The 15,298-nt window shown below is 27.6% G+C and carries 11 protein-coding genes; 6 read left to right on the top strand and 5 right to left on the bottom strand.

Features of this window, described 5'->3' with window-relative positions:
• Positions 1-145: 145 nt before the first annotated feature.
• A complete protein-coding gene (locus L3B96_RS10215; RefSeq protein ID WP_011968312.1) occupies positions 146-1,012 on the top strand; it encodes a helix-turn-helix transcriptional regulator in 867 nt (288 codons plus the stop codon).
• A gap of 172 nt (positions 1,013-1,184) precedes the next feature.
• Here the strand turns inward: L3B96_RS10215 and L3B96_RS10210 are convergent, their stop codons facing one another.
• Both L3B96_RS10210 and L3B96_RS10205 read right to left on the bottom strand, forming a co-directional pair.
• On the bottom strand, positions 1,185-3,401 hold the full coding sequence (locus L3B96_RS10210; protein ID WP_238860694.1) for a M56 family metallopeptidase: 2,217 nt from the start codon (positions 3,399-3,401) through the stop codon (positions 1,185-1,187).
• Between the two features lie 146 nt (positions 3,402-3,547).
• The gene (locus tag L3B96_RS10205) at positions 3,548-3,943 is read right to left on the bottom strand and encodes a BlaI/MecI/CopY family transcriptional regulator (protein WP_238860692.1); all 396 of its coding nucleotides are present in this window, start codon (positions 3,941-3,943) and stop codon (positions 3,548-3,550) included.
• 295 nt (positions 3,944-4,238) lie between these two features.
• Between L3B96_RS10205 and L3B96_RS10200 the strand changes: the two genes are divergently transcribed.
• On the top strand, positions 4,239-7,178 hold the full coding sequence (locus L3B96_RS10200) for an SNF2-related protein (RefSeq protein WP_238860690.1): 2,940 nt from the start codon (positions 4,239-4,241) through the stop codon (positions 7,176-7,178).
• Between the two features lie 285 nt (positions 7,179-7,463).
• Here the strand turns inward: L3B96_RS10200 and L3B96_RS10195 are convergent, their stop codons facing one another.
• Positions 7,464-8,330: a MurR/RpiR family transcriptional regulator gene (locus L3B96_RS10195; protein ID WP_011968316.1), complete on the bottom strand. Its 867-nt coding sequence runs from the start codon at positions 8,328-8,330 to the stop codon at positions 7,464-7,466.
• Between the two features lie 574 nt (positions 8,331-8,904).
• Here L3B96_RS10195 and L3B96_RS10190 point away from each other — a divergent pair.
• From L3B96_RS10190 to L3B96_RS10180, 3 genes are all read left to right on the top strand, one after another.
• Positions 8,905-9,732, top strand: coding sequence for a Cof-type HAD-IIB family hydrolase (locus tag L3B96_RS10190; protein ID WP_238860688.1), 828 nt, complete (start codon positions 8,905-8,907; stop codon positions 9,730-9,732).
• A gap of 40 nt (positions 9,733-9,772) precedes the next feature.
• Entirely contained in the window at positions 9,773-10,558 is a 786-nt protein-coding gene (locus tag L3B96_RS10185) for a histidinol-phosphatase HisJ family protein (RefSeq protein WP_238860686.1), read from the top strand.
• Positions 10,559-10,799: 241 nt separating this feature from the next.
• Complete coding sequence (locus tag L3B96_RS10180) at positions 10,800-11,312, top strand: GNAT family N-acetyltransferase (protein WP_238860684.1); 513 nt, start codon at positions 10,800-10,802, stop codon at positions 11,310-11,312.
• Positions 11,313-11,411: 99 nt separating this feature from the next.
• Here L3B96_RS10180 and L3B96_RS10175 read toward each other — a convergent pair whose 3' ends face one another.
• Entirely contained in the window at positions 11,412-12,647 is a 1,236-nt protein-coding gene (locus L3B96_RS10175; protein ID WP_238860682.1) for an MFS transporter, read from the bottom strand.
• A 170-nt stretch (positions 12,648-12,817) separates the two neighbouring features.
• Between L3B96_RS10175 and L3B96_RS10170 the strand changes: the two genes are divergently transcribed.
• Positions 12,818-14,272 carry an MDR family MFS transporter gene (locus tag L3B96_RS10170; RefSeq protein WP_238860680.1) on the top strand — a complete coding sequence of 485 codons (1,455 nt, stop codon included), beginning with the start codon at positions 12,818-12,820 and terminating at the stop codon, positions 14,270-14,272.
• Between the two features lie 340 nt (positions 14,273-14,612).
• Here L3B96_RS10170 and L3B96_RS10165 read toward each other — a convergent pair whose 3' ends face one another.
• Positions 14,613-15,161 carry an ECF transporter S component gene (locus L3B96_RS10165; RefSeq protein ID WP_238860677.1) on the bottom strand — a complete coding sequence of 183 codons (549 nt, stop codon included), beginning with the start codon at positions 15,159-15,161 and terminating at the stop codon, positions 14,613-14,615.
• Between the last annotated feature and the right edge of the window lie 137 nt (positions 15,162-15,298).

The following is a 15,298-nucleotide window of genomic DNA, read 5'->3' as shown; positions in this document are numbered from 1 at the left end:
TGCAATATTATGGTAATATAGTAAGTGAATTGTTTCAATTACTATATATAAATGTCTAAGATAATTGAAAAATATAAAATATTCAGTTGAATATGATTCAACTTACTTGATTATCATAATATGATAACAATATGGAGTGAGGAATTTGAATAAAGATTTATATGAATTTAAAGAAATAAATGAAAAGATAAAGAAGAAATTAAATTATATTAAAGCTGATTCAGATATTATGTATAACAATATTAATGAAGTAAAAGCATTAAAAAATGATATATATGAAAAGACATCTAAGGTTTTTACGTACAATCTAAGAAAATTAATTCAACTGGAATCAACACAAAAAAAGTTGGCTGGTAAAATTGGTATATCTGAGGATTTATTATCTAAATACAAATCAGGAGATGCTTTCCCATCTATAGAAACATTACTATATATTTCTGAAGTATATAATATAACAATTGAAAAGCTTATTTCTATACCGCTAACAGCAGAAGATATTGAGAACTTAGAAAATAATAATGAAATTGGATCCTATATTTTTGAAGAGAAATACTATGTTTATTTTTTTGTTACTAATATAGCTAAAGAAGGGTCTTTGCATGAAGGAATCATAGAAATTAAGAATGAAAATGTAAATTTTAAGATTTGTTCAGATGACAAGGTAATTAAATATTTTACGGGGAAGTATATTGTATCCGATAAAATGATATTTTTTAATTTAAGCAGCTCAAATGATGGGGTTACATATATAAATATGATTAAACCAAACCTAAATAAAAATAAGTATACTGGTGGAGTTGCTATGATGATGCTTCCCTCAGATGCGAATAGTAAACCATGTGTTCAAAAGATTTTATTTAGCAAAATCAAGTTGAATAGAGAATTATATTACAATAACCTAAAAGAGATTTTAAATTTTAAAATTGATGGAGTTAATTTAGGTCATGTTAAGTTATCTCAGTGGGAAGATGAGGCGGCATATAATTTTATATTGAAAGTATTATTAACATAGCTTATTATACTCGTAATAAGCTAATATATTTTTATACGACAAAAAAGGGAGAAATAATGCATAGTTAAAAAGGTATTGAATTAACACAATACCTTTTAAACTATTTATTTTTTGTAATAAAAATATGATAGGAGATACTGATATATATTTTTGAAAGTAAGGAAATTATATTCTAATCTATAGGATTAGAAGTAATAAATTCTTTGGCTATTTCATCTGAATTAGCAGTGTTGCCAAAAAAACATACAGAGTAGTAAATATTATTTTCCTTCCAAAAATATTCTCCATTGCTGCCAGAAGTGCCATCAGGATAGTTTTCATCATATAAGTATTTAAATACGTCATTATTATTTATAGTTAATTTTTGAACTTTGATTTGTTCAGTTTTATTATTTTCGTTATTGTATATAGTGGTATATCCACTTTTTTTCATATCTTCATACTCTTTTGAAGCTTTTTTCTGGTTGAAAGTTATTGAACCGTTCTTATTTCTATATATGTTATCAAGTTCATAGCTAATATTATTGTTTTTTATATCTGAGTTGTCTGAAATTCCTACTGCTGACTGATTAATAGTTATATCTTCATTTATTTTTAACGGAAATTTAGGGTTAAAGCCTAGGTATTTTTTTGCGGACTCCAAATCTTCTTTGTCATAAATCATCATTGTAGCAATTTCTGTTGAAGGGGCATCTTTTTCTACAGAATATTTTACGTTCTTTATTTCGTCTGGATATACTATAGATTTCGCTATTGTTTCTATATTATCTTGCGAAATATTAGATCCTTGATTAGCGTTTTTTCCTGAACTTTTCAATGGTGAATTATATCTTATACTATACCATAATCCTTCATTTTTCCATGCGAAATATTTATCTACATCTTTTCGTTCAGGTATTACATCACCATTTTTTAAAGTTTGAGAAGGGGATATTTGAGTTAAAATTACATTGAATCCGTCTATATCTCCTAGCTTCATAGATTCTTCTTTACTTTCAATATAATTTTTTGATCCACCTTTTACAGTAGCTATTTTCTTCAAATATTCTAGTGGGTCTTTTTCAGAAACTTGAAATGTAAATTTAGTATCACCATCTAAGTATATAAGTAAAACATTATCTTGATCAGAAAGTTTTATAAGTTGAAGGCTGCTAGCTCTACTAAGCTGAGGAGAATCAGGTAGTTTAAATTTGAATCCAGCTACTTTTTCTACTTTTTCTATATCATAGTAAGATTTTTCAGGTGTATCAACAATAAATTTAGGGGGAGTATTTATTGCTGTACTGCTCTCAGTAGCTAATTTATTGGTGTTAATATCTAAAGCGTTAACATTTATGCTATTGGTAAGCATGATGATTGTGATTAATACACAACCTAATACACCAATTATTGAGATTCTATAAGAACCAGTTTTAAATTTTTTTATCATTTCAATTCGTCCTTTCATTTGATTGTTTGTTTCAAAAAAAATTGCTAAATTAGAGTGGTTAGTTTTATTTAAAAACATTTTTGAAAGATTTATTAGGCTCATACCATACTTTATTGCTTCTTTTTCTCCTAGTAATTCAAGAACGCAAGCATCGCAGGCATATTCTCTATAAAGTTTTATTTTATTAAGAAGGAACCAAACAATAGGATTAAACCAATGTATTGAAAATACAATTGTGCTCAAAAAGTTACATAATAAATCTTTTCTTTTATAATGGAATAATTCATGCAAAAATATATGTGAAAGTAGATTATTATCATTTATATTTAAAATATGTTTAGGAAGATAAATCTTAGGTTTTGTAATTCCTAATATACAAGGACTATTAAGGTCATCACATACGTAAAAGGAAATATTAGAACTTACATTAGCTTTATCTTTACATAATTCTATTACTGATTGAATTTCGGGATACATATCTGTCTCTAAATGCTTAGTTTTGCGCTTAAAAATAAGCATAGATAAAAATAATATCAGATCTATGATTAATACACCTATTATCCAAATGCATGAGACTATTCTTAAAATAGAATTTTGTTTATTAGTGCTTTGAGTTTCATCTTCTGTCTCTATTTGAGTTTTTTCGTTATAGATGTTATTTTCAAGGCTTTTCTTAGGAACTTCTGAATCAGATTTTGTTAAATCCAAGTTACTATTACCCTTGGATAGATTTAAAGTGTTTTCACATTTTTGATATAAAGTATTAAGGAAATTAGTATTCATGTCCGGAGTAATAGGCACAAGAAACCTTATAAGTAATAAAATAAGCAATATATTCTTAACTCTTATGCCAATATATTTATTAAATAATTTTAAAATTAAAATGATCAATAGTGCAGAAATACTAGCTGATAAAGAAATCTGTAAAGTAAATAAAAAAATCTTTTCTAAGATTTCCACAAAAATATCACCTCCATGTAATTTGAATTTTTAAATATAAAGTTTAATTTTATAGGCTTTACCATACTAAATATGAATATTAATATTTAAAAAATATACGTGTTCTGTAACTTAGTATCTTCTTTAAAATATCTTAATCATATTTTTTACTTATCTTTATTAGAGTTTTTTTCTTTTTTATTTTTAAGAAGGTTTTCGAGTTCTTCGATTTCATCATTAGATAAATTTTTTTCTTCTAAAAATTTAGTGAAAAGGATGCCTAATGCTCCATCATAGACCTTTTTTAGAAATGTTTCATTTTCAGATTTTATGTATTCATTTTCAGAAATTAATGGATAGTAATTATAAATTCTTCCTGATTTTTCAAAACCTATTGCACCTTTTTTGATAAGTCTAGTTATAAAGGTTTTTATAGTTTGCGTTGACCAATTCATTTTATCTGATAATGAATTGATTATTTGCTCAGAAGTTAAAGGATTTGTTTTCCATATAAGTTTCATAACTTCCCATTCTGACTCTGATATTTTAGGAAAGATTTTCATTAAAAAACTCCTTTCATTTTTTAATCTACAATTGTAATCACTATTTCAGTTTACAATTGTAGATTAAATATGTCAATATAAATATTTACATCAAAACCAATTAATTACTTTAAGTGAAAGTTGGTCAAGTACTATTTGATAAAAAATCTAAACTACTATGTTATAATATATTTTATGTAAAAATAGCATTATTGAAATGCGACTATTAGAGGTAAAAGTGATATATAATTTATAATTTATAGATTAAATAAATGGCCAGAATTTTATTTGTGCTTGTCATGAAAGAGGTGATTACTTGAAACTAGAAGAATTAAAGTCAATATTATTTAAATCAGCTTCATCTACTATGAAAAGAGAGGGAGAGGTTAAATTTAATAATGGTTTAGTCACTTATTTTAAGGGGAAAAAGATAGATAATATATATCATATTTATGGAAAAGTTACTGATAAAAATAAAATTAACGAATTTAGTACACATATCAAAATCAATCTCCAGAGGAAAAAACTAGAGAGTGCTAACTGTTCTTGTGATGAGTTTAAAGAATTTACTTCAAGTGGATACACATTAATTTGTAGTCATATAACTGCTACTGAATATAAATTTATTAGCTTACTTGAAAATGATAACAATAAAGAAGAAAATTCTGAAGAGAAAACTGCAGAAAAATATAAAATATGGGGAAATAATCATAGCACAAGGCTTATTCGTAAAATAGAAAATGATTCTCTATATTATGAGGTACAAACACCTTCGAGAGGTGGAAAGCTTATACTTAAGCCAGAGGAACTTAGAAAATTTTTAAAAGGTATAGAGGATAGAAAAATAAAATTTAAATTTGATTATATTGAAATTACAGCACCAATATTACACAAAGATTTACCTATAACCTTTAATGTTAAGGAAGATAACGGAATGATAGTCTTGACGACTCATAAGCAGCTTCCCATTTCATTAAATTCAAACAATGATGTTTATTATTTTAGGAATGAACTCTATTTACCTTCAAAAAATCAAATTGATAATTATGCTAGTTTGCATGAAAGATTATTAGTTCATGGCAGAATTACCTATAGAAAAGATATAGATACTTACACTAAACTAATGTCTCTTTTAAGTAGAATTTCGAGTAACATAAATATTGCGGAAAACTTAAGAAATTATGCATCTAATTTATCAAGACCTGAATTTTTTTTATATGAAGGGAACGGAAAAATTTATTGTGATATATTTCTTAGCTATGGTAATACAAAGATCAATATATTAGATGAGAGAAATGTTTCGCATACGTTCATAAGAGATGATAAAAAAGAAGAAAAGCTTCTTATGGAAGTTGAAAAACTAAGTTTTGTAAAAATAGATAACAGACTTGTATTTATAGGTAAAGATGAAGAGTTGTTTAATATACTAAGAAAAAAAGGAGAGATAATCCACTCGTTGGGAAATGTTATGTTAGGAAACGGCCTTAGCAATAAAAAAATATATAATCTGGATTCAATTAGAGTTGATTTAGATGAAGTGGACGGAAGTTATAGTTTCTCTTATAGTATAGGGGAGTTAGGAACAAAGGAATTAAATAGTGCATTAGAATCATATAAAGATAAAAATAAATTTTACAAAACAAGAAATAATAACTTTTTAGATTTTGAAGATAATGGTGTGAGAAGTTTTTTTAATCTAATTGAAGTGTTAAATATAAATCTGGATTCAAATAATGAAAAAGTTGAAATCGAAAAGAATAAAGCTTTATGTCTATATGAAAATATGAAGAATATAGGTTTAGGGAGTATAGAAAATTCGAATGAATTAGATGATATAGAAAATAAGTTAGACAACATAAATAATAAAAATATATCAATCCCAAGTGATTTTAAAGGAATTCTTAGAGAATATCAAATTAATGGATTTAAGTGGCTCAAGACCTTAAGTGAAGTGGGATTTGGAGGAATATTAGCAGATGAGATGGGATTAGGTAAGACAATACAAGTTATAGCATTCTTATTATTAGAGAAGAACAAAAAGACTTGCATAATTTGTCCGACATCATTGCTTTATAATTGGAAAGATGAAATTTTAAGATTTGCACCAAGTTTAAGAGTTGTGCTGGTTCATGGAAGTCAAAGAGATAAAATTATGGAAGATATATGTGAATATGATGTAGTGCTAACTACCTATGGAACATTGAGATTAGATATAGATAATTATAAAGATATTGTTTTTGATTATTGCATAATTGATGAGGGGCAGAGTATTAAGAATTCGGAAGCTCAGAATTCAAGAGCTGTAAAAGAAATTCAGGCAAAAATTAGATTTGCTTTAACTGGAACACCTATTGAAAATAATTTGACAGAGCTTTGGTCTATATTTGACTTTATAATGCCAGAGTACCTCTACGCTAAAGAAAAGTTTGAGGAAAAATTTATTTCAAGAAGGGAAGATAATTTAGAGAATCTTAAGACTATGATAAAGCCTTTTATTTTAAGGAGAACTAAGAAAGAAGTAATGAATGAATTACCAGATAAAATAGAAAAGACTTTATTAGTTGAAATGACCCCTTCTCAAAAAGCTGTGTATAGTAATTGTGTAAAAAGAGTAAAAGCTGCAATGAAGAATAACAAAGATGGTAGAATCGAGATATTCTCATACTTAACTAAGCTAAGGGAGATATGTTTAGATCCTTCACTTATACTTGAAGACTATAATGGAGGAAGTGGGAAAATAGAAGAAGTGGCAGGAATCATTAAAAGTCATATTGATTCTGGTGGGAAGATACTTCTATTTTCACAATTTACTTCTGCATTAGATAGGATTGGGGATCGCTTAAATAAGGAGAAAATAGAATTTTTCCATTTGAGCGGAAAAACAAGCCCTAAAAATAGAATAAAAATGGTTAAAGATTTTAATACTAATGAGTTTGTGAATGTCTTTTTGATTTCATTAAAGGCTGGAGGAACTGGACTTAACTTAACATCAGCTAATTTAGTTATTCATTTTGATCCATGGTGGAATCCAGCAGTTGAGGCTCAGGCAACGGATAGAGCTCATAGAATTGGTCAAAGAGATGTAGTAGAGGTGATTAAGTTAGTATCTAAAGGGACTATAGAGGAGAAAATCATTTTGCTTCAAGAAGATAAAAAACAACTTATTGACAGTATTTTAACGGGAGAACTTAAAAATAGCGGCTTATTAGGAAGTTTATCAAAAGAAGATTTACAACAATTGTTTGAGAGAGATTAAATAATTGTTGTATAAATATAAAAAGATATTAGTAAGAAATAATTATGTTGAATGAAGAAAAGCTGGCTAGGTTTTTAATGTTAATTGAAATCTATAAAAATTATATATTTCTATGAGTATAAAATTATCTGAAAAATATTTTCAGATAATTTTATTATTTAAAGGAATATTTGAAAATAAGTACCTGTTTTGATTGCATGTATATAATTATCAATAGTTATCTACTATAATGTAAATGAACAAAATGTAATACTAAGTACGAAGCATAAACGTCTAAAGATTAGGTCATTCTTCTACCTGGCGATGATCTAACTTATTAAATTCGTTTAGGCGATACTCCATGTTTTTTTCATAATCTTTGTTAAAGATACAAGAGAATATGACATCTAAAACATATTGTGTAGCAATATGAGAAGAATAGTGAGAAATTTTCTTTTTTAAATTTTCTTTACTAGAAACAAATATATGATATTTAAATAACTTAGTTAAATAGTTTTCTTGAGCTGAACAGATAACTAAGGTTTCTATTTCCTTACGTTTTAGAACTAAAGCAATTTCTTTAATTTCAGGTGTCTTACCAGAATAAGAAAGGATAATTGCAACTTGCTTATTTTTATTATTAGAAGCGGCAGCACGGTATACTTGGTTCATTGGAATTAGTGAAACATTAACGTATCTACCGATGCTTTGCATTTTATCTTGAAAGTTCAATGCCGTTTGTATGTTATTTGTAACGGCATAAACATCGACTATCTCGGCATTATAAATTAAATCAACAGCATCTTCTAGCTGTTCGGAATTAAAGAAGGAAAAAGTGTTGGTTAAGGTATCAATATAAAGCTGCTTAATGTTGCTAGCAATTTGAAATTGTGTATCGTCTTTCTTGAAAGGAAAATTTATATCAATATTTTCTGGTTTATTCATTTTGGAGTATAGTTCTTCAACAAACTTAATTTTAAATTCTTTGAAACCAGTTAATCCAATTTTTTTACATAGTCTGTGTATAGTTGAGATTGATGAAAAAGATACTTTGGCTAATTCATCTAATGACATACCAGCAACTTGCTCTTGATTTTCCAATATGTAATTTGCAAGTAATTTCTCTGTTTCAGTTAAATTATTAGCATATAAAAGTAAATTATAAATTGTCATGATAATTATCTCCTTAGTGAAGTTTACATTTTTAGATGAATTATTTTATTGATAAGTGTCATGAATAAACAATTAAATTTGTCATTAATACTTTTTAAGGAAAAGTGTTATGTATGTTGATAAAATAATTACTCATCATAATTCTAAAAATAATTAAAGAATTTTAGCTGCAATTATGAAATATCCATTAAGAATTGCAACATATATATTTATTTTAGCATTAATAAAAATTATTATCATCAAATTGAACTGAAGAATTATAAACTTAAAATATCAATGGAGTTAGAATATAAATTATATTGTAGAAATTATAACTGGATTTGAGCATCTATTATAAAGATGACTTTTAAAGAGTACAAGCAGTTTATTTTTTTATGAAGAAAATTATTAAGTAGAGTATATATTCACAGCACAAGATTCATACATTATTTAATTCTTTGGAGAGCTACAATAAAATCAAATCTGAAAGTGACTTTTTAAAGTAGTAGAAATATACAGTCTTAGAAGCAGATTTTGTTTTAAATATTTTAAAAAAGTATATATAAAAATGCGCAATATAGGAGGAGGCAAAATTATGGCATATAAACTAATAGCTTGTGATATGGATGAGACACTATTAAATGATAATCATATAATTTGTCAAAGAAATATTGATTTAATAAAAAGAGCCAAGAAAGAGTATGGAGTAAAATTTGTACCAGCTACAGGAAGAGGTTATTCTTCTATTCAGAAGGACTTGAAAATTTTGGATTTATATAATCAGGCTGGGGAATATATTATTTCCTTTAATGGCGGAGCTTTAACAGAAAATAAGGATAACAAGCTACTGCAATTTAAAGGATTAAGATTCGATAAGATGAAAGAAATTTTTGAGTATGGATTAAATAAGGATGTTTGTATACATGTTTATACAAAAGATAAATTGTATATTTATAATTTATCACAAAGTGAAAAAGAAAGAATTAAAAATCAAAAATTAGAGTGTACTATTATGAAAGAAAATACAGTAGATTTTCTTGAAGAGGAACCAATTGCAAAGATTATATATCAAAATATAAATGTTTCATATTTGATGGGCATTGAGCCAGATATGAGAAGTATTACAGAGGGGTATTGTGCTGTAAGTTATTCGTCAAATCGATATATGGAATTTAATTCATTAGGGGTAGATAAAGGAAGTGGTTTAATTAACTTAGCAAAAATTTTAGATATAGATATTAAAGACACAATTGCTGTAGGCGACAACTACAACGATATGTCTATGTTAAAAGTAGCAGGATTATCAGTAGCGGCGGGAAATGCAGTTGAAGATGTAAAAAGCGCTTGTGATTATACAACAGAAGCCGATAATAATGAAGGTGTTGTCGCTGAATTAATTGAGAATTTTATATTGAAGAAATAGTAATAATAGTTGTAATAATATTTTAGGAGGAAATTTAATTATGTTAGCTGATTATCATATGCATACAAGTTTTAGCGATGATTCCACTTATCCTATGGAAGATGAGATCAAAAAGGCAATATCTTTAGGAATTGATGAAATATGCTTTACAGAGCATGTTGATTATGGAGTGAAAGTAGATATAAATTGCAATTATATAGCTTATATAAATGAATTTAATAGGTGCAGAGAAAAATATAAAGATAAAATTACTATGAAACTTGGAATCGAATTTGGGATGCAAGAACATACTATTGATGAATTTCAAAAGGATTTTAATGAATATGACTTTGATTTTGTTATTCTCTCTTGTCATCAGGTAGATAATAAGGCATTTTGGACACAGGATTTTCAAAAAGGAAAGACACAAAAGGAATATAATGAGAAATATTATGAGGAAATATTAAAAGTAATAAAAAAATATAATGATTATAGTGTTTTAGGTCATTTAGATATGATTAATAGATATGATAAGATGGGAAAATATCCTTTTGAAAAGGTAAGAGATATTGTAAAAGAAATCTTAGTTCACGTAATTTCTCATGGAAAAGGAATTGAAATTAACACATCTTGTTTTAGATATGGGTTAGATGATTTGACACCTTCTAGAGAAATATTAAAGTTATACAGAGAATTAGGAGGAACTATTATTACAATAGGATCTGATTCGCATAAGGAAGATGATGTAGGATGCAAGATTTCTTCTGTAAAAAATGAACTTAAGGAATTGGGATATAAAGAATTTTGTACATATAAGAAAATGGAGCCAATTTTTCATTGCTTATGATAATAGATGAATAATTAAAAATATTAGTTAAGTTCAGCGTACATGGACTATAGGCAAATAAGTTCATTTAAGCTGTTCTTTTTATTTAGTTTAATTTATTATTATTTAATTATTTGTAACTCGGGATTGTTTTATTATTATAAAAATTAATAAAATGGAGCTATTAAAAAAATAATTTTACATATTGCACATAGGTGTTAAAATATAGGAAGATTAGTTTATTTTGAAAGGGATATGAAAAATGATAAGAGAAGCAACGGAAAAAGATTTAGCAGATATTTTAGAGATCTACAATGATGCTATATTAAATACAACAGCGATTTATGATTATACTGCGCATAATCTTGAGGAAAGAAAACAGTGGTTTGATGAAAAGAAAAAAGATGGATGTCCACTATTGGTGTTTGAAAAAGATGACAAAGCTGTAGGATTTGCTACATACGGATCGTTTAGAACTTATCCAGCTTTTAAGTACACAATAGAACATTCTGTATATGTTCATAAAGACTATAGAAATTTAGGAATAGGGAAGATATTGTTAAAGGAATTAATTGATGCTGCTAATAGAGATGAGTACGCAACTATGGTTGCTTGCATTGATAGTTTAAATGACGGTAGTATCAAAATTCATGAGAAATTCGGGTTTAAATACTCTGGCACAGTAACTAAAGCAGGCTATAAATTTGGTAAATGGTTGGATTTAGTTTTTTATCAACTAGATCTAATAGGTCCTAAGCACCCAATAGAAAAGTAATGATTTTTATATTCTTGAAATAAATAGAAGTATTTTAAGAATAATAAAGCACCACTAGATGTTATAATCTATAACATCTAGTGGTGCTTTTTCACTTTTCTATTCAGCTGAATCTATTTCACTACTAATTGAGGGATTAAATATTAATGAAGTAAGCATTGCACCTATTAGAAAAAGTATGCCTGCTGAGATGTAGAGAATAGTAAGGGAAAATTGGCTTTTAAGCCATCCTGTAATTGACATTGTAATAACCATGAATCCCATAAACATTGGATTTAATACTCCGTTTACTCTTCCAACAAACTCAGATTTCGTTAATTGAAGAATTAATGTGTTAATACCAATTTGGATGCAAGGCATAAAAAATCCATTAAGGAATTGGAACAATAGAATTATAATCCAGCTTGAAGATAATCCCATGCCAACCATTGAAATGGTGTTAACTATAAGTCCTATTGCGAGAAGCTTTTGAGGCATAACTTTCTTTGATATTGTCATAACTAATCCGCCACCAATAAACATTGCTGCTCCATTTACCATAAGTAATAATTGAAGATTTTCTTTAGGAAGACCAAGTCTTTCAACAATTAAGAAAACCCCAAGTGGTTGTATGATACCAACAGCAAGGCCTGATACCGCAAAAACAGATCCAAGTATAGTTAACTCTCTTTGCTGCCAAACATAGGCGAAACCTTCTTTTAATTCTTCCAAGAAATGATTTGTAGTTTCTTTCTTTTCAATTATCTCATCAGCGGGTAATAGGGTTAATACTGAAGCTGATAGTAAGAAAGCTACACCCATTACTGATATAGAAATATCTATTCCAAACTTTTGAAAAACAATAGTACCTAATGCTGGTCCTATAATCATAAAAATAGACATAAGAGTTTGGAAAATAGCCATTCCAGTTTGCATAAACTCTTCAGGAACATGGACTTTAAATAATTTCATTGCAGAGGGCTGAGAGAACTGAGACAAAATAGATGAAATAAATGTTACAAAAAATACAGCTTCCCAAGTTGCAAAGATTATTGTAAGCAGAACGGCAAAAACAGAAATAGCACTTAGTAAATCACACCAAACCATAGTACGCTTCGGTCGCCATCTATCTGCAAAGGTTCCACCAATAAATGAGAATATAAATATTGGAGCAAATTCTGCAACTGAAATTAAAGAAACAGCAATGGGATTGTTATTAGTCTTCTCCATTACAAATAACAATATGGCGAAATTACGAACCCATATTCCTATTTGTAGAAAAATAGAAGAAGCTATAATTACTCGAACAAATCTATTGCGAAAAAATGAAGACATTGACATTGTCGATTTTGTCATATAATTACCCCTCTTAAATTATTGAATATTTTATTATATACTATATCATAAATCAGTAGCACATCAAGTTAAAATATTATTATAATGTTGTATAAATAGCTAAGTATATATATAATTATAAAGTTGACCTTAGAACAAACAAAGGAAATTTATAAGGAAGTGATTTAAAGATGAATTCAAGAAAAAGAAGCATTGCAGCAGCATTAATGGTAGCAATGTTTTTAGGAGCAGTCGAAGGAACTGTTGTAACGACAGCTATACCAACAATAGTGAAGGATTTACAAGGATTTGAAATTATTAGTTCAGTTTTTTCAGTATATTTACTAACTTCTGCCATTACTACTCCTATATATGGGAAACTATCAGATCTATATGGAAGAAAAAATATGCTTTCAATTGGAATAATAATATTTTTAATTGGAAGCTTTTTATGTGGATTATCGCAAACTATGTACATGCTTATAGGAGCTAGAGGCATACAAGGAATAGGTGCTGGAGCAATATTTACAGTTACATATACAATTATTGGAGATGTATTTACATTAGAGGAAAGACCAAAGATCCAAGGAATAATAAGTTCTGTTTGGGGAATTGCAAGTTTAGTAGGGCCATTTTTGGGAGGGATCTTAATAGATTTATTATCTTGGCATTGGATATTTTTTATAAACCTTCCATTTGGAATAATATCAGTTGTACTTATTCAAAGAAATTTGGATGAAGTTTTCGAAAAGAAAAAACATAGCATAGATTTTGCTGGAATTATAACTTTATCACTGGCGATGGTTATATTTTTGAATATCTTCTTATCAAATGAAGATATGAGTTCTAGCAATAACATATTTATTTTATTATCGGTTATTGCAACAGTTATATTACTAGTTGCATTCTGTATAATTGAAAGAAAAGCAAAAGAGCCAATTATTCCTTTTGATATATTTACAAAGACAAGTTCAATTGTGAATTTAGTAAGCTTCTTGGCTTCAGCTATATTAATGGGTTCGAATGTTTACCTCCCAATATACATACAAAATGTACTTGGATATAGTGCTAAGATATCAGGCTTGTCACTAGCTCCCATGTCATTTGCTTGGCTTATAGCTGCAGTAATTTTAGGAAAGTGTATAGTAAAGTTTGGTGGGAAAATAGTAATACTTATATCTAATGTTATTTTACTAATTAGTACAGCGTTATTGCCTACATTGAATGCAGAATCTTCTATATTATTAGTAATAATATATGCTTTCATAATGGGATTTGGATTTGGTGGAGCATTTACAACTTTAACAATAATAATTCAAGAGTCAGTAGAATATAACAAGAGAGGTGCTGCGACTGCAGCTAATTCATTGCTTAAAACAATAGGTCAAACTATAGGAGTAAGCATATTTGGTAGTATATTTAATATATATATAATTAAGTATTTTACTCAATTAGGAATAAATGGAGTTGATCCAAGTAATTTGTATAATTCAGCGGTAACTGATGAACAGATAAGACTCTCATTAAACAGCTCATTACACTTTTTATTTATAATACTTATAGGAATAGCTGTTATATCGTTACTTTCATCAATGATAATGCCTAAAATAATGGAAAGTTCTAAGACAGAGGAGAACAGAGCATAAAATAGAGGTTGAAAATTTATTAATTACTGTGACTGTATCATATTAAGTTTTTTAATTATTATGATGTAGTCACTTTTTTATTATAGAAGAGTTTGAATTGGAGTGAAATAGGTGACATCTAGGCCACTCTGAAGCATAAATTATTAATAAAGCTAATTCAGAAGGGGACATTTTAAAAGAGAACAAAAAGGAAAATATATTCATCCCCTAGATATTTCTTAGTTGAATTTGAAAATGCAGATAAAAAAATCTCAGGATACGGAATCACCTGAGACTTTTAGTGATAGAAAATTTTAAAAATTTCTGTTATAAAAATTTGAATGATTTGTAGAAGCTAAATCTAATGAGCAAATACAGCTTGTTTTGCTTTTGATACAACTGCACTTAATGGTAATGCTATTATTATACCAGTAGATACTTGAATTATATTTCCAACTATATCTTTAGCTGAATATGCTATTCCTTGTATTAGCCCAATTTTTTCTGTTAAAAAGCCTGATATTATTATTCCAGCAAAAAAATATGCAATCACCATAAATATACCACTGGATACAAATGCAATTGTATATCTTACAGTAACTTTGTTTTCTGACATTTTTTCTAATATAGATCCTGCAATATAAGCCATTCCACATTTAATAACTAGCGTAAAGGGTGCCCAAAAATAATATCCACCTAATGCATCAACAAGAAACATACCAAGAGCACTTGAAATTGCTCCTTTTTTCCTACCTAGAACTATCACTGATAAGAATACCATACAGTCGCCTATTTGGACAAAGCCTCCAACTGATGGAATTTTAATTATGCTTCCTGCTATATAGGTTAAAGCAATCATTAGCCCCATTAATACTAATTCACTAGTATTTAAAGATTTACTTCTTTCCATAAATATTACCTACCTTTTTTATAAATTACTTGCTGTATATGAATACAGGTTTTTATAGTCTTTGTTTTTTATATCTAGCATGCTTTATACAATAAAACTCAATACAAATAATAAAATCATTATATTAATATATCTAA

Source organism: Clostridium sp. YIM B02569 (assembly GCF_022320765.1).
Taxonomy (GTDB): Bacteria; Bacillota; Clostridia; order Clostridiales; family Clostridiaceae; genus Clostridium; species Clostridium beijerinckii.
The sequence above is the reverse complement of the archived record's forward strand: the minus strand, read 5'-3'. Positions and strand labels throughout refer to the sequence as shown.